Origin of the sequence: Actinokineospora sp. HUAS TT18, assembly GCF_051364635.1 — a bacterium.
Classification (GTDB): domain Bacteria; phylum Actinomycetota; class Actinomycetes; order Mycobacteriales; family Pseudonocardiaceae; genus Actinokineospora.
In genome coordinates, this window is sequence record NZ_CP195645.1 from 7274038 (window position 1) to 7294777 (window position 20740).

Below are 20740 nucleotides of genomic sequence, written 5' to 3' on the forward strand. Positions count from 1 at the left end.
CTCCGATGCTCGTGGATCAGAGTTCCATCCCGGCATCGTGGAGGCAGCGGAGTTCACCCGGCAGTGTCACAGTGTTCGTGCTTGTCCGACTCGGCGCACAGAGTGCCCGTTGCGCCTTTTCGGGCCCGGGTGTATTGGCCGGATCGGCGTATTGCCGTCGGTGATCGACAACGTTACGGTCGAGGTACGGGCGGGAATCCGCGGCGGTATTCCGACGCCGATTCCGGGGGCGGGACTGGGGGTTTCTATGGCGGGATCGGGGTTTCGCCGACCGGTCAAGACGAGCGCGCTGGATTTCGCGGCGCTGCTGCTCGTCGTCGTGCTCGCCGTGGCGCTGGTGGTGCGGGTGGCGGGCGTCGAACGGCCCGCGCCGCAGGTCGAGATGGTGGTCCCGATCCCGGCGCCCTGACCCCCGGTGTCATGAGAACCTCATGCGCCCGCGGGCAGCGTCTCCTTCAGCAAATCGGTGAGGGCACGGGGAGACAGCGGCGTGGATCCACTCCTGACACAGGTTGATGACGCGGCTGCCCGGGCGGGCCTGGGCGCGCGGACGGCGTTCTTCGCAGGCGCGCAGGGGCAGCCGGGGTCGCCGGGCTGCATGATCGTCGGCGCGCTCGTGCTGGGCGGTATCGGGGTCGCGCTGCTATCCAGCGAGGCCGCGCCGATGGCGTGGATCCCGTTTGGGCTGCTGCTCCTGATGCCGTTGGGACAGTGGATCGAGAAGCGCACGACCCGGCGCAACCAGGGGATGCGGCTCGACCTGCGCGAACACGGGCTGACGGTCGCGCAGCAGGGCCGCGTCCACGTCATCCGGTACGACCGCACGACGATCCTGCAGCGCACGGTCCGGCATACCGGGGTCGCCGGGTACACCACGTTCGAGTACACGCTGACCGACCTGGCCGGGGAGAAGGTCGTCCTGCGCGGCCGCAACGACGGCTCGGGTGAGGTCGCCGAGGTCGGCCGGTTCAGCGAACCCAAGAAGTGGGGCCCGGCGATCCAGCAGGCCGTCACCGACGCGCAGCTGCCCGCGGCGATCTCGACGCTCAACGCCGGTCAGCGGGTCGACTTCGGGGGGATGTGGCTGACGCGCGACGAGGTCGGGTCGAGAAAGGACTCGGCGCGGTGGTCGCAGGTCGAGGAGGTGAAGGTGTGGGACGGCCTTGTCCGGTTCAAGGTCGCCGGACAGCGCCGGGCGGTCACCGCGGCGGTGAGCGCCATCCCCAACTACTTCATCTTCATCACCCTGGCCGAGCACCTGCGCGCGGCCGCGCGCTGATCAGCTCGCGACGGCCGCCGGGGAGTTCGCGCCCTCCACGGTCAGCTGCGGCTGCCCGGAGCCGTCGGCCGGGACGCTCCAGACGTCGTTGACGCCGTCGTCGCGCTGCAGGCTGTAGGCGACGGTGGTGTCGTCGAGCCACGCGGGCTGGTCGTCGACGCTGCGGGTCTCGGCCAGCGGGGTCGACTTCAGGGTCGCGAGGTCCATGACCGACAGCCGCCAGCCCTTCGCCGGGTCGGCGTCGACCGCCGACTTGTAGGCGATCCGCTTGCCGTCCGGGGACAGTGACGGGCACTCGACGTTGGTCGTCAGGGTGCGCGCGGTGCGCGTGGCGTGGTCGGCCTCGATCAGGTAGCGCTTGCCGCCGGTCGACATGGTCGCGTAGAAGCGGTTGTCGTCGGCGGTGAAGGTGACGCCCCAGAAGTTGACGTCGGCGGCCTGCACTCGGACGCCGTCGATCGTCACCGCGTACTCCTCCAGGGAGTCGGTCACCTGACCGGTCTGGGTGTCGAGGATGCCGGTGCGGGTGGAGAAGCCGCTGGTGGCGTAGGAGTGGCCGCCGACGAACACCGTCCACGACACCATCCGCCCGCTGGCCGACACCCGCAGCCGGTTGGGGAAGCCGGTCAGCGGGATCGACTTCTGCTCGGCCATCGCGGCGTCGAACACCACGAGGTGGGTGCCGGTGAGCGCGTCGACCGGGCGCAGGCACGCGATGGTGCCCTTGGCCGCGTAGGCGCGGTCGCAGGACTGCTCGGTGATCGAGCGCGCCCCACGCGAGTCGGCGCGCGCGACCGACGACAGCATGCCGTTGGTCAGCACCTGGATGCGCCCGCCCGCGGCGGTGATCGGGGCGCTGTCGGCGGTGGTGACCGGCGGGGTCGAGCCCCGGGAGACGTACCAGACGCCCGCGCCCGCGAGCAGCAGCGCGGCCACCACCGCGATGATCACCTGGTCCCGTGTCTTCATGCGTCAGCCTTGTCGGTCGAGCGGGTCAGCCGGGCGAACAGCACGGCGGTCACGACGATGGTGGCCACCACGGCGACGGCCGCGGCGGCGCAGGCGGCGGTGGGTCCCCACAGCTGCCAGGACAGTCCGAAGAGGATCGACGAGCCCAGGTAGGCCAGCGCCTGCCCGGTCTGGATGAGGGCGATGCCGGTGGCGCGCAGGTTCTCCGGCAGCACCGCGCCCGCCATCGCCATCAGCACGCCGTCGGTCGCGGCGTAGAACACGCCGTAGAGGACGAGCACCGCGATGATCAGCGGCAGGCCGTGCACCGGCCCGATCAGCGCCAGGTAGACCACGGCGAGCGCGGCGTACCCGGCCAGCATGACCTTGCCGCGGCCGATCTTGTCGGCCAGCAGGCCCAGCGGGGTGGCCAGCAGCAGGTAGACCAGGGCGGTGCCGACCGCGAGTAGCGGGAACCAGCCCATCGACAGCTCGCCGCGGCGCTGCAGCAGCAGGTAGACGAATCCGTCGCCGACGGTGGCCAGGCCGAGCAGCGTCGCGGCCAGCAGCAGCGAGCGCACCCCGGGCAGCTTGAGGAGACCGGCCGCCGCCCGCGGGCTGACCTTGGCGGTCACCAGGTCGGACCGCTTGTCGCGGACGAACAGGACCAGCACGAGCACGCCGAAGGCGGCGATGAGGAAGCTGACGAAGAACACCGAGTCGAACGCGGTTGCGCCCGCGACGGCGAGCACCGCCACCGCGACCAGCGGGCCGCAGAACGCACCGACGGCGTCCATCGACCGGTGCACGCCGAACGCCCGGCCGAGCTGGTCGGCGGGGGTGGACAGGGTGATCAGCGCGTCCCGCGGCGCGGTGCGCAGGCCCTTGCCCGCGCGGTCGCCGGTGATCGCCACGCCGATCAGCGCCGCGGAGTTGCCCGCTGCCATGAGGCCGAGCTTGGCCACCGCGGACAGGCCGTAGCCCACGCCCGCGACGGCTTTGCGCCTGCTGGTCCGGTCGGCGACGTAGCCGCCGAGCAGGCGCAGCAGCGCGGTGGCGCCCGTGTAGAGCCCGTCGATCGCGCCGTAGGCCAGCGGGCTCATATGCAGCCCGACGACGAGGTACAGCGGCAGGATCGCGGTGACCATCTCCGACGAGATGTCGGTGATGAGGCTGACCGAGCCGAGCGCGACGACGTTGCCGCTCACCCCACGCCACCGGCGTCTGGTGTCGGACGGGTCCGGCTTGTCGATCGTGGACAGGTACACGGGCTGGCCTACCTCCAGGTGCGAACGATAGGTGGTGCCCGCCGGGAGACTGGCGGGCACCACCTGCTAGCTCACGATCAATGACACGCGGTGGTGCCGCTGTCGGTGAAGGTCTGGCCCGCGACCGGCACGAACTGCCAGTCGTAGCTGTTGGCGTGCAGGGTGAACTTCAGCACGCCGTTGGTGTTGCTGTTGCGGACCTGGCTGTTCGGCAGGATGGTGCCGAAGCCGTAGAAGCCCGCGCCGCCCATGCCCGCGACGAAGTGGCGGATGCCGTTGGTGTTGTCCAGGGCACCGCTCGGGTTCATCGGGGCGAAGCGCTCGTACTGGTGGTTGTGGCCGGTGGCGATGACCTCGGCGTCGTAGTCGTACAGGGCCTGCACCAGCGGACCGGTCGCCGGGTTGGGCGCGTGGTTGGAGCTGGAGGTGAAGCGCGGCTTGTGCCAGTAGGCCAGGGTGCACGGCTTGGAGCTGGCGGCCAGGTCGGTGCGCAGCCACTGCTCCTGCGCCGATCCCGCGGACATGCTGATCTCGCTGTTGAGCGAGACGATGTGCCAGTTGCCCAAGTCGTAGGAGTAGTAGCCGCGGCCCGACGGGCCCGCGTTCGCGCCGAAGTAGTTGTAGTAACCCGACGCGCCCGAGGTGTGGTAGTCGTGGTTGCCCGGCGCCGGGCGGGTGCGCGCCTTGTGGCGGCCCCAGGTCGGCTCGTAGTACTGGGTGAACTGCGCGGCGGTACCGTCGGGGTAGACGTTGTCGCCCAGGGTGAAGACCGTGCCCGGGATGCTGTCGAGCAGGTTGGCGGTCGCCGAGTCGGCCGAGCCGGACGTGGCGATGTCGCCCGCGCCGACCAGGACCGGGTCACCCGACGGCGGCTGCGTCGTCGTGGTGGTCGGCGGAGTGGTCGTGGTGGTCGTGCCGGTGGTGATCACCAGCTGCGGGGCGGTGGTCGAACCCGACTCACGCGAGTCGAAGTCGGCGCCGTCGCTGCTCGACGAGGTCACGCCGATGCTGAAGGTGCCGTTGCCCGAGATCTGGGAGAGCACGTTGATCTCGTACCAGGTGTTCTGGCTGACCGCGCCGAGGGAGCCGAGGGTGGCGCCGTCGATGGCGGGCTGGTTGTTCCAGGTCACGCCGGTCTCGGACCACGTCGTGTTGGACATCAGGCGGTAGGTGCCGCCGTTGGGGCTCTGCGCGCCCGCGACGTTGTCGGTGTGGATGCGCAGCTTCGCGCCGGTCACGGTGCCGGTGACACCGCTGACGTTGAAGCGCAGGAACGTCCGCTTGACCGACGAGTTGTCGACACCGAGCTGGCCGGAGGTGCCGTAGTTGGTGCCGGTGGCCGCGTTGTCGACGTAGGTGTCGGCGACCGGGGTGAACGTGGTGGTCGCCGCCGAGGCGACGGGAGCCGAGCCGATGACGACGAGCGTCGCGGTGGTGGCCACGGTGACCACTCCCGCGAGCGCGCCTGCGATCTTGGCTGTACGACGTGACATGTGTCGAAGGCCTTCCCTGGTTCAGTTGTGGGGACCGACCTACAACCCTTGGGGACCCGGCGAACGATCAGCCGGGTCCCCGTCAATCACCAGATGTCCGGAAGGTGAATAGTCCACATGCGTACGAGCGAATGTGTGTGTTACTCGGTATCCTTGGTCGGATCAGACGGTCGGATCACTGACTCGGTTCGTCAAACGGTCGTTGACCTCATTGGCCGCGCACCTCGTAGGCCAGCAAGGCGACGTGTAGGGAAAGCACCGACTCCGGGTCCTCCAGCGACACCCCCAACACCTGCTCAATCCGCGCCAACTGCTGGTAGTACGCCGTCCTCGACATATGAGCCGCCGCGGCCGCCGCCGACTTGTTTCCCCCGTGCTCGCAGTAGTGCCGCAACGTATCCACCAGCCGGCTCCCGTGCGAGGCGTCCCGGGCCGCCAACGCCGTCAGTTCCCGGTCCGCGAACGCGATCACCCGGTCGTCGTCCGCCAGCAAATGCAGCAACCCCCTTAGCCGCACGTCGTCCAGCCGGTGCACCGCCTTGCCAGGAGCCCGCATCGCGGCCTGCGCGACATGCGCCGCCTCGACCAGGCTGCGGCGGGCGGCGGTCACGGCGGCCACCGTCGTGCCCACGGCCAGCACCACCGGCCGGGGCGACTGGTGGATCTCCTTGGCCACCCGCCGCACCACCGCGTCCGCGTCGGCCTGGGGTGTCAGGGACAGCAGAGCGCGGACGCTGGTGTCGTCGACGATCCCGACCAAAGCCGCCACCCGGGCCCGACGCGTCGCCAGCGCGGTCGCCTCGGCCAAGTCCCGCAGCACCTCCTGGGTCGCCATCGCGGGCGCGGGGCTCACGTCGGTGCCCGGCCGCACCGACACTCCGATCAGCTGTCGGTGCTCCAGCGGCACCCCGAGCCCACTGGCCCGCGCCACCAGGTCCGCGGGCGGGGCGCTGGCCAGCAACTCCGTCAGCAGAGTCCGGTGGGCGTGCCGCTCCAAGCCTTCCCGGTCCCGCGCGGCCAGCCGGTGGACCGCCAGCGCCGACGCGGCGCGTTCGACGATCACGATGTGGCGGTGGGCGGGCGATTCCGGGCACAGCAGCACCAGCCGACCCCAGTCGTTGCCGCGGGCGCCGACCACGGTGACCAGCCAGCCCGCCGCGTGGTGATACGCCGTCCGCTCGGTCACCGTGACCGCGCGCGAGCGGCGGGCCCAGTCGGCGAGCAGCTCAGCGGGGGGTTCGCCGCCCGCGTCGTAGGCGAGGATGTCGTGGTCGAGGGTCTCCAGCACCACCGGGAACCCCGACGCGCGCGCCACTTCCCGCAGTACCTCGGCCGGTTCGGCGCCCGCCACGGTCAGGGCGGTGAACGTCTCGTGCACCTGCTCCGCCGCGCGCAGTTCGGCGACCTGGGCGTCGACGATCAAACCGACCACCGCCTCGGTGACCGCCACGAACCGCGTCTCCCGCGACAGCGCGATCAGCGGCAGCCCGTGCCGCTCGGCCGCCGCCGCGAGCGCGGGCGGGAGGCTTTCGCTCCAATGGCGGACCAGTTCCACGACGATCCCCGCCGCGCCGATCCCGGCCAGCTCGTCGACGTACTTCGTCAGTGCCGCGACGTCGTCGGCCAGGGCGATGCCGGTGGTCAGCACGAGTTCGCCGCCGCGCAGGAGGTGGGCGATGTCGGCGACCTCGGCGGCGTGCACCCAGCGCACCCGGTTGGACAGTCCGGCCGCGCCCGCGACGACCGTCGGCGCGCCCTGCCGGACGACCGGCAGCGCCAGGATCTCCGACACGGTCGGGTACATCGACACACTGTAAGTCCGGCCCGCGGTCACCGGTACATCTTGACCATCGTGGCGCGGTGCCGCCGCCCCGAACGGGATAGATTCCTGCCCATGCCGACCGCACCGCCGCCCGCCCGCCTGCTCCGCTGGTCAGCCGCCGCGGCGCTGGCACTGTTCGCGCTGGTCGCGAGCCCGGCGGCGGCCGACCCGCCCGAGCGTCTGCGCGGTCAGCTCACCGACAACTCCGGCGCGCTCGACGCCGGTGGCCGCGCGTCGGCGCAGGCGGCGATCGACAAGCTCTACGACTCGCGCAAGATCCGCCTGTGGGTGGTGTTCGTCGAGGACTTCACCGGCGAGCAGGGGCCGCGCTGGGCCGAGGACACCGCCGCGCTCAGCTCCCTCGGCGACCGGGACGTGCTGCTCGCCGTCGCCACCGTCGACCGCTCCTACGGTCTCTACTCGGCCGGGCTGCCGCAGGAGGTCAGCGACAACGAGTTCACCGAGCTGCGCGTCGACAGCATCGAACCCGCGTTGCGCTCCCAGGATTGGGCGGGCGCTGTCGTCGCCGCGGCGGACGGGCTCGACGGCGCGATGGCGCCGGACACCGTCTCCGCGCGCCCGCTGATCATCGGCGGCGCGGTCGTGCTCCTCGGCGGTGGCGGCGTCTACCTCTACACCCGCCGCCGCAAGCGCGCGCGGGCCGACGCCGACATCGCCGCCGCCCGCGAGATCGACCCGAACGACACCGCCGCCCTCGCCGCACTTCCGGTCGACGCGCTCGACGCGCGGTCCAAAGAGGTCCTGGTCGAGATGGACAACGCGCTGCGCACCAGCGCCGAGGAACTCGACCTCGCCCGCGGCGAGTTCGGCGACGCGCCGACCCAGCCGTTCACGACCGCGTTCACCGCCGCCAAGGAGGCGCTAGCCCACGCCTTCACGCTGCGGCAGCGGCTCGACGACAACGTCCCCGAGACGCCGGAGCAGCAGCGTGACCTGCTCATCGAGCTGATCAGCAGCTGCGGCAAGGCCGACAAGGAACTCGACGCCCGCGTCGCCGAGTTCGACGGGATGCGCGACCTGCTCATCGACGCGCCCCAGCGGCTCGACGCGCTCACCCAGGACATGGTCGCGCTCACCACCCGCGTGCCGGAGTCGGAGGCCACGCTCACCCGGCTGGCCACCGAGTTCCCCGCCGACGTGCTCTCCCCGATCCGCGACAACGTCACCCACGCCCGGCAGCGGCTCGACTTCGCCGACCAGAACATCACCGCGGGCCGCGAGGCCACCGCCCGCCCGGCCGGGGAACAGGGCGCGGTGGTCGCCGCTATCCGCGCCGCCGAAGGTGCGGTCGGCCAGGCCCGGACGCTGCTCGACGCGGTGGACCACGGCGCCGAGAACATCCGGGCCGCCATCGCGAGCCTGCCCGCCGCGATCGAGGACACCCGCGCCGACCTCGACACCGCCCGCGGGCTCGCCGAACACGGCGGCCCGACGCTGGCCACCGCCGTCGCCGCGGCCCAGTCCGCGCTCGAACTGGCCGAGGTCGCCAAGGACACCAACCCGCTCGGCGCCTACACCGACCTCGCCGCGGCCGACGTGGAACTGGACAAGGCGATCAGCACCGCGGCCACCGCGAAGGACCGCACGGACCGGCTGCGCCAGCAGGTCGACCAGACTCTTACCGCCGCACGCGCCCAGGTCTCGGCGGTGGCCGACTACATCGGGACCCGCCGCGGCGCCGTCGAGGCCGAGGCCAGGACCCGGCTGTCCGAGGCCCAGCGGCACCTGGACGAAGCCGAGCGCGCGACGGACCTGTCGGTCGCTCTCCAACACGCGCGCACCGCCGCCGACCTGGCGGCCCGGGCGTCGTCGGCGGCGGAGGCCGACGTGCGGAACTGGGAGACCAAGCAGCGCCAGTCGACCTTCGGCGGCAACTCCGGGGCGGTCCTCGGCGGCATCATCCTCGACAGCGTCCTGCGCGGCGGGTTCGGCTCCGGCAGCCGCGGCGGCCGGTGGGGCGGGGGCGGCGGCAGCGGCCCCGGGTCGTTCGGCGGGGCGGGAAGCTCGCGGCGCATCGGTGGCGGCGGCCGGTTCTGATGGTGGTCACTCTGTAGGGTCTTTTCGGCCCGCCGATACACCTTGACCATGGTGTGGACGCCCGCCACCGACCACACTCGCGGCATGGCCGACACCCAGCAGACACCGCTGATCGACCGTCACCGAGCCGTCCTCCCCTCGTGGCTGGCGCTCTACTACGCCGACCCCATCGAGCTGGTGAGCGCCGAGGGCAGGCACGTCACCGACGCCGAGGGGAACACCTATCTCGACTTCTTCGCGGGCATCCTGACCAACGCCATCGGCTACGACGTCGCCGAGATCAGCGACGCCATCCGGCGCCAGCTCGACTCCGGCGTGCTGCACACCTCGACGCTCTACCTCATCCGCGGGCAGGTGGAGCTCGCCGAGAAGATCGCCAAGCTGTCGGGCATCCGCGACGCCAAGGTGTTCTTCACCAACTCGGGCACCGAGGCCAACGAGACCGCGCTCATGCTGTCGACCCAGTTCCGCCGCAGCAACCAGGTCCTGGCGCTGCGCAACTCCTACCACGGCCGCGCGTTCGGCACGGTCGGGATCACCGGCAACCGCGGGTGGTCGGCGAGCAGCCTGTCGCCGGTCAAGGTCAGCTACGTCCACGGCGGCTACCGCTACCGCAGCCCGTTCGGCCACCTGTCCGACGCCGACTACATCCAGGCGTGCGCCGACGACCTGCGCGAGGTCCTCAACACCACCACTTCCGGCGACGTCGCTTGCATGGTCGCCGAGCCCATCCAGGGTGTCGGCGGGTTCTGCGTGCCGCCGGACGGGCTCTACAAGGCGTTCAAGGAGATCCTCGACGAGAGCGGGATCCTGCTGGTGTCCGACGAGGTGCAGACCGGGTGGGGACGCACGGGCGAACACTTCTGGGGCATGGACGCCCACGGCGTCACGCCCGACATGATGACCTTCGCCAAGGGCCTCGGCAACGGCCTGGCCATCGGCGGCCTCGTCGCGCGGCCCGACGTCATGGACTGCCTGACGGCCAACTCGATCTCCACCTTCGGCGGCAACCCGATCGCCACGGCGGGCGCCAACGCCGTCCTCGACTACATCCTCGACAACGACCTCCAGGCCAACGCCGAGAAGCAGGGGATCCGGCTGTCCGAGGGCCTGCACGACCTCGCCCACCGCCACCCGGTGATCGGCGACGTGCGCGGCAAGGGCCTCATGATCGGCGTCGAGCTGGTCGAGCCAGGCGGGAAGGACCCGAGCCCGCGTGCGGCGTTGCGGGTGCTGGAGGAGACCAAGGCACGCGGGCTGCTGGTCGGCAAGGGCGGCCTGTACAACAACGTCATCCGGCTCGCGCCGCCGATGACGTTGACGGAAACGGAAGTCGACGAGGCGTTGGATGTGCTCGGCGAGGCGATCGCAGTAGCAGATAGAGCGGCCGACGCTGTGTTTGAACAACATCCGGGTGGTGAGGGCTGATGCGCAGGATCAGCCACTGGATCGACGGCAAGCCGTGGTCGGGCGACACCGACCGCCGCGGCGATGTCTTCGACCCGGCGACCGGCCAGGTCGCCGCGCACGTCGACTTCGCGGGGACCACGGAGATCGAGGCGGCCGTCAGCGCGGCGCGCGCGGCCTCCGTGGGGTGGCGGGACGCCTCGCTGGCGGCTCGCTCGTCTGTCCTCTTCGGATTTCGCGAACTGCTCAACGCCCGGAAGCGGGAGCTGGTCGACCTGGTCACCGCCGAACACGGCAAGGTGACCGACGACGCGGCGGGCGAAGTGCAGCGCGCGATGGAGGCGGTCGAGTTCGCCTGCGGGGTGCCCGCGCTGCTCAAGGGCGGCTACAGCGAGAACGTCTCGACGAAGGTCGACGTGTACTCGCTGCGCCAGCCGCTGGGGGTGGTCGGCGTGATCTCGCCGTTCAACTTCCCGGCGATGGTGCCGCTGTGGTTCGTGCCGAACGCACTGGCGTGCGGGAACACCGTTGTGCTCAAACCGAGTGAGAAGGACCCGTCGGCGGCGAACTTCATCGCCGAGCTGTTCGCCGAGGCCGGACTGCCGGACGGCGCGCTGAACGTGCTGCACGGCGACAAGGTCGCGGTCGACGGGCTGCTGGAGCACCCGGATGTGCGGGCGATCTCGTTCGTCGGTTCGACGCCGATCGCCCGCTATGTCTACGAGACGGGGACCCGTCACGGCAAGCGCGTGCAGGCGTTGGGTGGGGCGAAGAACCACATGGTGGTGCTGCCCGACTCCGACCTCGACCTCGCCGCCGACGCGGCGGTGTCGGCGGGCTTCGGCTCGGCGGGGGAGCGGTGCATGGCGGTGTCGGTCGTCGTCGCGGTCGACCCGGTCGGAGACGAGTTGGTGAGCCGGATCCGCGACCGGATGTCCCAGCTGAAGGTCGGTGACGGCAGGCGGCCCGGGTGCGAGATGGGTCCGCTGGTGACCAAGGCCCATCGGGACAAGGTGGCATCCTATTTGGACTCAGGCGAGGCCGAACTCGCGGTCGACGGCCGCGATCACGAGATCGACGGCGCGGCCGAGGGATTCTGGCTCGGGCCGTCGCTGTTCGACCACGTCACGCCGTCGGACTCGGTGTACCGCGACGAGATCTTCGGCCCGGTGCTGTCGGTCGTGCGCGTGGGGTCCTACGACGAGGCCGTGGCGCTGGTCAACGCCAACCCCTACGGCAACGGCACCGCGATCTTCACCAACGACGGCGGCGCGGCCCGCCGGTTCCAGCACGAGATCGAGGTCGGCATGGTGGGCGTGAACGTCCCCATTCCGGTGCCGGTCGGCTATTACTCGTTCGGGGGGTGGAAGGACTCCCTGTTCGGCGACACGCACGCGTACGGCCCGGACGGGATCCACTTCTTCACCCGGACGAAGGTCGTGACCAGCCGCTGGCTCGACCCGTCCCACGGCGGGGTGAACCTCGGGTTCCCCCGCAACGTCTAGGCACACACCGTGCGGGCCACGGCCCACGTGGCCCGCACGGTGCGTCACCCGATCCGCTCCATGACCGACTTGGCCGTGTCGATCGGGATGCTGAACCCGATCCCGACGCTGCCCGCGGAGCCGTCCTGGCCGGTCACCGGGGAGTAGATCGCCGAGTTGATGCCGATCACCCGGCCGAGGGTGTCGAACAGCGGCCCGCCGGAGTTGCCCTGGTTGATCGACGCGTCTGTCTGGATGGCCTTGTAGGACACGCCGCGGCTGCCGCGCTCGGGAATGCTGACGTCCCGGTCGAGCGCGCTGACGATGCCGGTGGTGACGGTGCCCTGCAGCCCGGCCGGTGAGCCGATCGCGATGACGGTGTCGCCGACCTTGACGTCGGACGAGTCGCCGAGGGTCGCCGGGGTCAGTCCGCTGACGCCTTTCGCCTGCAGGAGCGCGAGATCGGCGCCCGCGTCGGTGCCGAGGACCTCGGCGGCGGCCTTGCGGCCGTCGGCGAAGGTGATCTGGATTTCCCGCGCGCCCGCGACGACGTGGTTGTTGGTAAGGATCCGGCCGTCGGCGCTCAGGATGACCCCGGACCCGACGCCTTGCGAGTTCCCGCTCTGCACCCCGACTTCGACGACACTGGGCATCACCTTGGCGATGATCGACGACAGGTCGGTGGGGGTGGTGGCGCTGACGGTCTGCGCGGTGGTCGGGGTGTTGAGCGCGGAACCGGTGTCGGACCCGATGAACGCGCCCGCGACGCCGCCGAGCGCCCCCGCCCCGAGGACCGACGCCATCACCAGCGCGACGGCGCCGCGCCTGAACCGGCGCGGGGCGGGTGCGGCGAGGGCGGGCGGGATCGATGGGTTCGTCTGGGGCCAGTGCCCGGCTTGGCCGGGTTTGTTGGGCTGGGCCCACTGGCCGGCTTGGTCTGGTTTGCCGGGCCGGCCCCATTGGCCGGGTTGGGCGGATTGGCCGGGGTTGAGCGCCCACGCGCCGGTCGGCGCCCACTGCGCCCCGGGTGCCTGCGGTGTGATCTGGGGCTGCTCGCCGGTCTGCGCCGAGTCGCGGCCCTGCGCGGGCACGCTGGGGATCGGCTGGGTGTGCTCGACCGGCGGGATCGGCTGCTGGGTTTCGCGCTCGTGCTCGTTCATGTCTTCACCGTCCACCCGCGAGGTGAGAGAAACCTGTGCGCCGCTGAGGGATTGGCCAAGAAATCGTTGACCGGACCCTAAGGTAAGTTGTAGCTTACCGTTCGTGGGGACTTACCAAACGGCCTTCGCCGCCCTCGCCGATCCGACCCGGCGGGCGGTCTTCGAGCTGCTCGTCGAGCGGCCGCGGGCCGTGGGTGAGCTCGCGGCCGAACTGCCGGTGAGCAGGCCCGCCGTGTCGCAGCACCTCAAGGTGCTCAAGGACGCGGGGCTCGTCATCGACCAGGCCGAGGGGACCCGCAGGCGCTACCGGGTCGATCCCAACGGGGTCGCCGCGCTGCGCGGGTATCTCGATCAGTTGTGGGACAAGGCGCTCGCGGCGTTCGCCGAGGCCGTGGAGGAGGAATGATGACGCAGGGAACCGGGATGAGCGTGCTGAAGACGATCACCGTCCGGGCCTCGCAGGAGCGGGCGTTCACGGTGTTCGCCACCAGGATGGGCTCGTGGTGGCCCGCCGCCCACCACATCGGGGAGGCCGACTTCGCCGACGTCGTCATCGAGCCGCGCGTCGGCGGTCGGTGGTTCGAGCGGGGGCACGACGGCGTCGAGTGCGAGTGGGGACGGGTGCTCGCCTACGACCCGCACGACGGCTTCGTGCTGGCCTGGCACCTGCAGGGCGACTGGGAGTACGACCCGGACCCGGCCAGGGCCAGCGAGGTCGAGGTCCGCTTCATTCCCGACGGCCCCACCACGCGGGTCGAGCTCGAACACCGCAGGCTGGAGCGGCACGGCGAGTCCGGCGACGACATTCTCGCCTCCGTCGGCTCCGACAACGGCTGGTCGCACATCCTGCTGTCGTTCTCAGACGCGGTCGAGGACTAGCCGGTACACCGCGCCGAGGTCCTCGGTCGACAGCGGCGGCAGCACCTGGCCCGCGCCGATGACGATCACGTACAGCAGTCGGCTGAGGTGGTGGGCCTCGACGGGGTCCCGCCCGTCGCGCAGGTAAACCGACTCCAGATAGTCCATGCGGGTCCGGTCGACCTCGCTCAGCACGGCCGCGACCTGAGGATCACGTTGGGCCCATGAGCGGATGGCGGTCTCCAGGCCGCGGCGGCGACCCGCCATGACCGAGTCCAGCAGGCGGTCGAGCGTTTTCGACGCCGGTCCCGGCACGGCTTCGGCGGCCGCGATGTGGTGGGCGGTGTGCTCGCGCTGGAACCGGTCCAACAGGGCCTGGTGGTAGCCGCTCATGCCCGCGAAGTGGTGGTAGAAGGACCCTTTGGTCACGCCGAGGCGGTTCGACAGGCGCTCGATCGTCAGTGCCTGGGCGCCCTCCTCGGTCAGTACGTCGAACCCGTGTCGCACCCAGTCCTGTTTGCTCGCCACGCCCTCCGCCTTTCCTTGGGGAGTTCCATACCGTATGGTACGGTCTGCGGGCGGTCGATGGGAACTGGGGGTTCCCGTCGGCTGCCCGCTACCCCGGATAGGTTGTCCTGGTGACCAGTGAGACGACCTTTCTCCGCCTGCAAGCGCGTACCCAGCGCTTCACCCTCGGTTCCCCGCGTGAGTTCCGCGTCGCCCCGGACGGCGGCCACGCGCTGTTCCTGCGCTCCGCAGGCGGCGAGGACCGCACGCACATCCTGTGGAAGCGCGACCTGACCACCGGAGCCGAGACCCGGCTCGGCGATCCGGCCACGCTGCTCGGCGGGTCGGAGGAACTGTCCGCCGAGGAACGCGCGCGCCGTGAGCGCAGCCGTGAGCAGGGTGCGGGCGTGATCGGCTGCGCGACCGACGCGCGGGCCGAGGTCGTCGCGTTCGCGCTGTCCGGGCGGCTGTTCGTCGCCGACGCGCGCACCGAGCAGGCCCGCGAGCTGCCGTCGGCCACCCCGATCCTCGACCCGCGGCCGAACCCGACCGGCACCCACGTCGCGTACGTCGCCGACAACGCGCTGCGCGTCATCGGCGTCGACGGCGCCGACGACCGCGGGCTGGCCACCCCGGACGGCGAGCACCGCGCGTGCGGCGTCGCGGAGTTCGTCGCGGCCGAGGAGATGAACCGCTCGCGCGGGTTCTGGTGGTCGCCCGACGGCACGCGGCTGATCGTCGCGTACACCGACAAGACCGACGTCCAGCGCTGGCACATCGCCGACCCGGCGAACCCGGCGGCCGAGCCCCACGTCGTGTCCTACCCGGCGGCGGGCACGCCGAACGTCAAGGTGAGCCTGGCCGTGATCGGCCTGGACGGCTCGAAGGTCGACGTCGACTGGGACGGCGCGCTGGAGTACCTGGTCACGGTGAACTGGTCAGCGGCCGGTCCGCCGCTGATCGCGGTCCAGTCGCGCGACCAGAAGACGTTCGAGATCCGCACCCTCGACCCGGACACCGGGGCCACCGAGGTCATCCACACCGACACCGACGACACCTGGGTCGAGATCGTCCAGGGCGTCCCCGCCTGGACGACCGACGGCGCACTCGTCCGCGTGGAGGCTCACGACGGCGCCAACTCGCTGTTCGTCGGCGACAAGGTGGTCTCCGGCGACCTCCAGGTCCGCTCGGTCCTCGACGTCGGCGACGACGTGCTGTTCACCGCGTCGGCCGACGACCCGACCCAGGTGCACGTGTACCGATCCGGCCCGGTTCAGGTGTCCACTGTGGACGGCGTGCACACCGCGGCCCGCGGCGGCGACGTGACGATCGTGACCTCGTGGTCGCTGGACTGGTCCGGCCCGCGCGTGACGGTCCTGCGGGGCGACGAGGCCGTCGGTGAGGTCGAGAGCCTGGCCGTCACCCCGCCGCTGACCCCGAACGTGACCCTGTCGGCGGTGGGGGAGCGCGGCTTGCGGGTCGCGGTGCTGTACCCGGCCGACCACATCGCCGGGACCAGGCTGCCCGTCCTGATGGACCCCTACGGCGGCCCCCACGCCCAGCGCGTCCTGTCGACCCGCAACGCGTATCTCGGCCCGCAGTGGCTGGCTGACCAGGGCTTCGCTGTCGTCATCGCGGACGGCCGGGGCACTCCCGGCCGCGGCCCGGCCTGGGAACGCGAGATCGCGTTCGAGCCCGCCGACGTCACCCTGACCGACCAGATCGACGCCCTCCACGGCGTCGCCGCCGAACACCCCGACCTGGACCTGACCAAGGTCGCCATCCGCGGCTGGTCCTACGGCGGCTACCTGTCGGCCCTCGCGGTGCTGCGCGCCCCGGAGGTCTTCCACGCCGCCATCGCGGGCGCCCCGGTCACCGACTGGCGCCTGTACGACACGCACTACACGGAGCGGTACCTCGGCCACCCGGACGAGCGCCCGGAGGTCTACGACCGCAACTCCCTGATCGACGACGCCCCCAAGCTCGACCGTCCATTGCTGATCATCCACGGTCTGGCGGATGACAACGTCGTGGTCGCCCACGCGATCCGCTTGTCGAGCGCGCTGGTGGCGGCGGGCCGCCCGCACGCGCTGCTGCCGCTCCCGGGCGTCACGCACATGACGCCGCAGGAGGACGACGTGGCGGAGAACTTCATGCTGATGCAGGTCCGCTGGCTGAAGTCCGCCCTGGGAATCTGATTTCGAGCGGCAGGGGCGGCCGATCCGCCGCCCCTGCCGTCCTGCCTGATCAGGCTTAGGATTTCCGGCGGACCGGACAGGACCGAAGGAGAACCCAAAATGGCTTCCCGTCTCAACCCGTACATCAGCTTCAACAACAGCAACGCCCGTCCCGCGATGGAGTTCTACAAGGACGTCTTCGGCGGCGAGCTCACCTTCAGCACCTACGGCGAGTTCGGCGACCCGTCCGGTGACGGGGCGGACAACATCATGCACGGGCAGCTTGAGACCCCCAGCGGCTTCACCCTGATGGGCGCCGACAACCCGCCGGGGTCGGCGGGGCCTGAGGGCAGCAACATGTCGGTCAGCCTCAGCGGCGACGACGCCGACGAGCTGCGCGGCTACTACACCAAGCTCGCCGAGGGTGGGCAGATCTCCGTGCCCATGGAGAAGCAGATGTGGGGCGACGAGTTCGGCATGCTCACCGACAAGTTCGGGGTCGGCTGGATGGTCAACATCGTCGCGGCGAAGGACTGAGGGGCAGCGACAACTCAAAGGTGCCTGGGGTTCCCGGGCACCTTTGTCATGTTCAGGAGATCACAAAGCGCGAATCACACCAATGGATGAGGTATATCAGGGTGTGAAACGCTGTCGGCAAGGCGAACTTGGAGGGCCATATGTCGAGGTGGGGCATCACGCTGCCGTTGACCGGCGTCCCGTTGACCGCGCATCGGGAACTGGTCCGCGAGCTGCCTGACCTCGGCTACACCGACGTCTGGACCGCCGAGACCGCGGGCACCGACGCGTTCACCCCGCTGGCCCTGGTCGCCGAGTGGGCGCCGACCCTCCGCCTCGGCACCGCCATCGTTCCGATCTACACGCGCGGGCCCGGGCTGCTCGCCATGAGCGCCGCGACTATCGCCGAGCTCGCGCCGGGGCGGTTCGTCCTGGGGATCGGCACGTCGTCGCCGACGATCGTCGAGGGGTGGAACGGGGGCGAGTTCGCCGAGCCGTTCCAGCGGACCAAGGACACCTTGCGCTTCCTGCGTGCCGCGCTCGCGGGGGAGAAGGTCACCGAGCGGTACGACACGTTCTCCGTGCAGAAGTTCCGGCTCGAACGCACCCCGACGCCGCCGCCGGAGATCATGCTCGCCGCCCTCCGGCCGGGCATGTTGAAGCTTGCCAAGAGGGAAGCCGACGGCGCGATCACCAACTGGCTCGCGCCCGGCGACGTGCCGACGGTGCGCGCCGAGACGGGGCCCGACCTCGATCTCGTCGCGCGGATCTTCGTCTGCCCGACCGAGGACACCGCCGCCGCCCGGGGCCTCGGCAGGCTCCTGATCAGCAGTTATCTCACCGTCCCGGTCTACGCGAAGTTCCACGACTGGCTCGGCCGCGGTGAACTCCTCAAACCGATGCACGACGCGTGGGCCGCGGGCGACCGGCAGGGCGCCAACGCCGCGATCCCCGACTCCGTGGTCGACGACCTGATCGTGCACGGCAGCCCAGAGCGGTGCCGCGAACGCGTCGCCGAGTACGTCGAGGCCGGGCTGACCACGCCGGTCATCGCCGTGCTGCCGACGGGGGCCGACCCGGTGGAGACCGTGCGGGCACTGGCCCCCCGGTGACCAGGCCGGACGGCACGGAACTCGCGGGCGACCAGGCACTGCGCGACCTCGTCGGGGTCGCGCTCGACGCGCTGGCCGAAGGCGTGCTCAAACGTGGCGGACCGCTGCCCTCGGGCGGTCCGCGGGCCATCCGCGCGCCCCTGGTCCAGTCGGGGGTCGGGCCGGTCGACGCGCTGGTCGAGCTGACCCGGTTCCTCGCGCACGGCTCGGCCGACCCCGCCGACCCGGCCTGCGCCGCGCACCTGCACTGCCCGCCGTTGGCGGTGGCCGCGGTCGCCGACCTGGTGGCGAGCGCGCTCAACCCGTCGATGGACTCGTGGGACCAGGCGCCCTCCGCGAGCGCCATCGAGGAACAGCTGTGCCAGGAGTTGGCCCGGCTCTGCTATCCGGCCGCCGAGAACCCGGACGCGGTCATCACCACCGGCGGCACCGAGTCCACTTTGTACGGTCTGCTGCTCGCGCGGGAGAACGTCGGCCGTGTCCAGCCGGTCTGCGGCCGCAACGCCCACCACAGCGTCGCCCGCGCCGCGTGGGTTCTCGGTCTGCCGCAACCGATCCCCGTCGACTGCGTGGCCGACCGGATCGTCCCGGCGAAGCTCGCCGAGGTGCTCGCGGCCGTCGACGGCCCGGCCGCCGTGGTGGCGACCGCGGGTACCACGAACACCGGCGCCATCGACCCGCTGCCCGAGATCGCCGCGCTGCGTCCGGCCTGGCTGCACATCGACGCCGCCTACGGCGGCGGTCTCCTGTTCAGCGAAAGACAGCTGCTCGACGGCATCGACGCGGCCGACTCCATCGGCCTCGACCTGCACAAATTCGGCTGGCAGCCCATCGCGGCAGGCGTGTTCGCCGCCAAGTCCGCCCGGACCCTGCACGCGCTCGACGTCCGCGCCGACTACCTCAACGCCGCCGACGACGCCGAAGCCGGGCTCCCCGATCTGCTCGGCCGGTCCCTGCGCACCTCCCGCCGCCCCGACGCCTTCAAGATCGCCGTCACCCTCCGCGCGCTCGGCCGCGACGGCATCGGCGCCATGGTCGACCACTGCCGCGATACCGCCCAAGCCGTCGCCGCCGCCGTCCGCGCACACCGTGACCTGCGGCTTTGGGGTGAGCCGACGCTGTCGACCATCCTGCTGCGCCCCTTGGTCGCCGACCAGGTGGAGTCCGAACTCGGCCTCGACGCGGGCAACGCCGTGGTGGCCGCCATCCGCCGCGACCTGCTCGACGCCGGGACCGCCGTCGTCGGCCGCGCCGCCATCGCACCCTCCACTGAGGACGGCTGGGACGGCCGCGAACGCCTGTGGCTCAAGCTCACCCTGCTGCATCCGCACGCGACGGCCGCTGACTACGCGCCAGTGCTCGACCTGATCGCGGGCAGGCGCTGATGCTGGACCTCGTCGGCGTCGGTATCGGCCCGTTCAACCTGTCCTTGGCCGCGCTCGCGTCGGCCACCGACCTGCGTACGCGCTTCTTCGACCGCAGGCCCGAGTTCCGCTGGCACCCCGGCCTCATGATCGACGGCACCACCATCCAGGTCCCCTTCCTCGCCGACCTCGTCTCGTTGGTCGATCCCACGAACCCGTTCTCCTTCCTCAACTACCTGCGCGACCGCGACCGCCTCTACCCGTTCTACTTCGCTGAGCGCTTCCACATCCCGCGCGCCGAATACGACGATTACTGCCGCTGGGCCAGCGGACGCCTCGACGAGTGCGAGTTCGGCACCGATGTCGAGCGGATCGAGTGGTCCACAAAGGACGCCGCGTTCGCCGTGTCGACGTCCACGGGAACCGTGCTGAGCCGCAACGTCGTGCTGGGCGTCGGGACGGCGCCAGTCGTGCCAGAACCGTTGCGGGGACTGGACAACGTCATCCACTCGGCCGACTACCTAGCCGCCCGCGACGACCTGGTCAAGGCGCGGGACGTCACCGTGGTCGGCTCCGGCCAGTCCGGCGCCGAGGTGTTCCTCGACCTGTTGCGGCGCCGCGAGACCGGCCGACTCCGCTGGCTGACGCGCACCCCCGCGTTCGCCCCGATGGAGTACTCCAAACTCGGCCTGGAGCAGTTCACCCCCGACTACGTCCGCTACTTCCACGGCCTCGACGCGCCGACCCGCGACCGGCTCGTGCCCGCGCAATGGCAGCTCTACAAGGCAATCAGCGCCGAGACCATCGACGCCATCCACGACGAGCTCTACCAGCGGACCGTGGGCGGCGGCTGGCCCGACGTCACGCTCGCCCCCGGCACCGAGGTCGTCGCGGCCCGCCCCGGCCTCGACCTGACCGTCCGCCACGGCCAGCAGGGCACCACGACCGACCTGCGCACCGACGCTGTCGTCTGTGCCACCGGCTACGCCGAACGCGACCTCGGCCCGCTGCTCGCCGACGCCGCGTGCCGTGACGAGTCCGGCAGGCTCCAGGTCGACGCCGACTACCGGCTCCGTCTGCGCCCCGACATCGGCGGCGCGGTCTACGTGCAGAACGCCGAACGCCACACCCACGGCGTCAGCGCGCCCGATCTCGGCCTCGCCGCCTGGCGGTCGGCCACCATCGTCAACGCCGTGTGCGGCCGGGTGGTCCACCGACTGCCCGCGCGCACGGCGTTCACCACGTTCGGGTTGTCGGAGGGAGCGTTGTGACGCGCGGAGCGCAAGC

18 protein-coding genes are annotated in these 20740 nt (G+C 71.2%); 12 read left to right on the plus strand and 6 right to left on the minus strand.

From position 1 onward, the window contains the following. Positions 1–109: 109 nt before the first annotated feature. Positions 110–409: a hypothetical protein gene (locus ACSHT8_RS34010; RefSeq protein ID WP_436496073.1), complete on the plus strand. Its 300-nt coding sequence runs from the start codon at positions 110–112 to the stop codon at positions 407–409. 81 nt (positions 410–490) lie between these two features. Next, the gene (locus tag ACSHT8_RS34015) at positions 491–1279 is read left to right on the plus strand and encodes a DUF6585 family protein (RefSeq protein ID WP_436496075.1); all 789 of its coding nucleotides are present in this window, start codon (positions 491–493) and stop codon (positions 1277–1279) included. Here the strand turns inward: ACSHT8_RS34015 and ACSHT8_RS34020 are convergent, their stop codons facing one another. The 4 genes from ACSHT8_RS34020 to ACSHT8_RS34035 all read right to left on the minus strand — a co-directional run bounded on the left by ACSHT8_RS34020 (position 1280) and on the right by ACSHT8_RS34035 (position 6792). Continuing rightward, positions 1280–2248: a TolB family protein gene (locus ACSHT8_RS34020; RefSeq protein WP_436496077.1), complete on the minus strand. Its 969-nt coding sequence runs from the start codon at positions 2246–2248 to the stop codon at positions 1280–1282. Beyond that, complete coding sequence (locus tag ACSHT8_RS34025; protein WP_436502250.1) at positions 2245–3495, minus strand: MFS transporter; 1251 nt, start codon at positions 3493–3495, stop codon at positions 2245–2247. Before ACSHT8_RS34025 ends, ACSHT8_RS34020 begins: the two co-directional genes overlap by 4 nt. A 77-nt stretch (positions 3496–3572) precedes the next feature. Continuing rightward, entirely contained in the window at positions 3573–4988 is a 1416-nt protein-coding gene (locus ACSHT8_RS34030) for a CBM96 family carbohydrate-binding protein (protein WP_436496079.1), read from the minus strand. Positions 4989–5196: 208 nt separating this feature from the next. After that, positions 5197–6792, minus strand: a complete 1596-nt coding sequence (locus tag ACSHT8_RS34035; RefSeq protein WP_436496081.1) for a PucR family transcriptional regulator — start codon at positions 6790–6792, stop codon at positions 5197–5199. A 90-nt stretch (positions 6793–6882) separates the two neighbouring features. Here ACSHT8_RS34035 and ACSHT8_RS34040 point away from each other — a divergent pair, with 90 nt between their 5' ends. From ACSHT8_RS34040 to ACSHT8_RS34050, 3 genes are read left to right on the plus strand one after another with little or no spacing between them, the layout of a single operon-like run. Continuing rightward, positions 6883–8868 (plus strand): TPM domain-containing protein, encoded by a 1986-nt coding sequence (locus tag ACSHT8_RS34040; protein WP_436496083.1) that lies wholly within the window; start codon positions 6883–6885, stop codon positions 8866–8868. A gap of 48 nt (positions 8869–8916) precedes the next feature. After that, positions 8917–10296 (plus strand): aspartate aminotransferase family protein, encoded by a 1380-nt coding sequence (locus ACSHT8_RS34045; RefSeq protein ID WP_436496085.1) that lies wholly within the window; start codon positions 8917–8919, stop codon positions 10294–10296. Beyond that, positions 10296–11780: a CoA-acylating methylmalonate-semialdehyde dehydrogenase gene (locus ACSHT8_RS34050; RefSeq protein ID WP_436496087.1), complete on the plus strand. Its 1485-nt coding sequence runs from the start codon at positions 10296–10298 to the stop codon at positions 11778–11780. The genes ACSHT8_RS34045 and ACSHT8_RS34050 overlap by 1 nt, the downstream gene beginning before the upstream one ends. 44 nt (positions 11781–11824) lie before the next feature. Here ACSHT8_RS34050 and ACSHT8_RS34055 read toward each other — a convergent pair whose 3' ends face one another. Beyond that, positions 11825–12919 (minus strand): trypsin-like peptidase domain-containing protein, encoded by a 1095-nt coding sequence (locus tag ACSHT8_RS34055; protein ID WP_436496089.1) that lies wholly within the window; start codon positions 12917–12919, stop codon positions 11825–11827. Positions 12920–13022: 103 nt separating this feature from the next. Here ACSHT8_RS34055 and ACSHT8_RS34060 point away from each other — a divergent pair, with 103 nt between their 5' ends. Together ACSHT8_RS34060 and ACSHT8_RS34065 are read left to right on the plus strand one after the other, a co-directional pair. Then, the gene (locus tag ACSHT8_RS34060) at positions 13023–13325 is read left to right on the plus strand and encodes an ArsR/SmtB family transcription factor (RefSeq protein ID WP_436496091.1); all 303 of its coding nucleotides are present in this window, start codon (positions 13023–13025) and stop codon (positions 13323–13325) included. Next, positions 13325–13798 (plus strand): SRPBCC family protein, encoded by a 474-nt coding sequence (locus ACSHT8_RS34065; protein ID WP_436496093.1) that lies wholly within the window; start codon positions 13325–13327, stop codon positions 13796–13798. The genes ACSHT8_RS34060 and ACSHT8_RS34065 overlap by 1 nt, the downstream gene beginning before the upstream one ends. Here the strand turns inward: ACSHT8_RS34065 and ACSHT8_RS34070 are convergent. After that, positions 13778–14305, minus strand: coding sequence for a TetR/AcrR family transcriptional regulator (locus ACSHT8_RS34070; RefSeq protein ID WP_436496095.1), 528 nt, complete (start codon positions 14303–14305; stop codon positions 13778–13780). The two genes, ACSHT8_RS34065 and ACSHT8_RS34070, sit on opposite strands and share 21 nt — an antisense overlap. Before the next feature lie 110 nt (positions 14306–14415). Here ACSHT8_RS34070 and ACSHT8_RS34075 point away from each other — a divergent pair, with 110 nt between their 5' ends. From ACSHT8_RS34075 to ACSHT8_RS34095, 5 genes are all read left to right on the plus strand, one after another. Then, positions 14416–16482: a prolyl oligopeptidase family serine peptidase gene (locus tag ACSHT8_RS34075; protein ID WP_436496097.1), complete on the plus strand. Its 2067-nt coding sequence runs from the start codon at positions 14416–14418 to the stop codon at positions 16480–16482. Between the two features lie 99 nt (positions 16483–16581). Beyond that, positions 16582–16998 carry a VOC family protein gene (locus ACSHT8_RS34080; RefSeq protein ID WP_436496099.1) on the plus strand — a complete coding sequence of 139 codons (417 nt, stop codon included), beginning with the start codon at positions 16582–16584 and terminating at the stop codon, positions 16996–16998. Positions 16999–17138: 140 nt separating this feature from the next. Further along, a complete protein-coding gene (locus ACSHT8_RS34085) occupies positions 17139–18089 on the plus strand; it encodes an LLM class F420-dependent oxidoreductase (protein WP_436496101.1) in 951 nt (316 codons plus the stop codon). Then, positions 18086–19474, plus strand: coding sequence for a pyridoxal phosphate-dependent decarboxylase family protein (locus ACSHT8_RS34090; RefSeq protein WP_436496103.1), 1389 nt, complete (start codon positions 18086–18088; stop codon positions 19472–19474). The genes ACSHT8_RS34085 and ACSHT8_RS34090 overlap by 4 nt, the downstream gene beginning before the upstream one ends. Further along, positions 19474–20724, plus strand: coding sequence for a lysine N(6)-hydroxylase/L-ornithine N(5)-oxygenase family protein (locus ACSHT8_RS34095; protein WP_436496104.1), 1251 nt, complete (start codon positions 19474–19476; stop codon positions 20722–20724). Before ACSHT8_RS34090 ends, ACSHT8_RS34095 begins: the two co-directional genes overlap by 1 nt. Positions 20725–20740 lie beyond the last annotated feature (16 nt).

Bases quoted from the DNA above. Each gene is read 5' to 3' on its own strand.
- ACSHT8_RS34035 (WP_436496081.1), bottom strand. From the start codon at position 6,792: ATGTACCCGACCGTGTCGGAGATCCTGGCGCTGCCGGTCGTCCGGCAG.
- ACSHT8_RS34050 (WP_436496087.1), top strand. From the start codon at position 10,296: ATGCGCAGGATCAGCCACTGGATCGACGGCAAGCCGTGGTCGGGCGAC.
- ACSHT8_RS34080 (WP_436496099.1), top strand. From the start codon at position 16,582: ATGGCTTCCCGTCTCAACCCGTACATCAGCTTCAACAACAGCAACGCC.
- ACSHT8_RS34030 (WP_436496079.1), bottom strand. From the start codon at position 4,988: ATGTCACGTCGTACAGCCAAGATCGCAGGCGCGCTCGCGGGAGTGGTC.
- ACSHT8_RS34020 (WP_436496077.1), bottom strand. From the start codon at position 2,248: ATGAAGACACGGGACCAGGTGATCATCGCGGTGGTGGCCGCGCTGCTG.
- ACSHT8_RS34095 (WP_436496104.1), top strand. From the start codon at position 19,474: ATGCTGGACCTCGTCGGCGTCGGTATCGGCCCGTTCAACCTGTCCTTG.
- ACSHT8_RS34040 (WP_436496083.1), top strand. From the start codon at position 6,883: ATGCCGACCGCACCGCCGCCCGCCCGCCTGCTCCGCTGGTCAGCCGCC.
- ACSHT8_RS34055 (WP_436496089.1), bottom strand. From the start codon at position 12,919: ATGAACGAGCACGAGCGCGAAACCCAGCAGCCGATCCCGCCGGTCGAG.
- ACSHT8_RS34045 (WP_436496085.1), top strand. From the start codon at position 8,917: ATGGTGTGGACGCCCGCCACCGACCACACTCGCGGCATGGCCGACACC.
- ACSHT8_RS34085 (WP_436496101.1), top strand. From the start codon at position 17,139: ATGTCGAGGTGGGGCATCACGCTGCCGTTGACCGGCGTCCCGTTGACC.
- ACSHT8_RS34065 (WP_436496093.1), top strand. From the start codon at position 13,325: ATGACGCAGGGAACCGGGATGAGCGTGCTGAAGACGATCACCGTCCGG.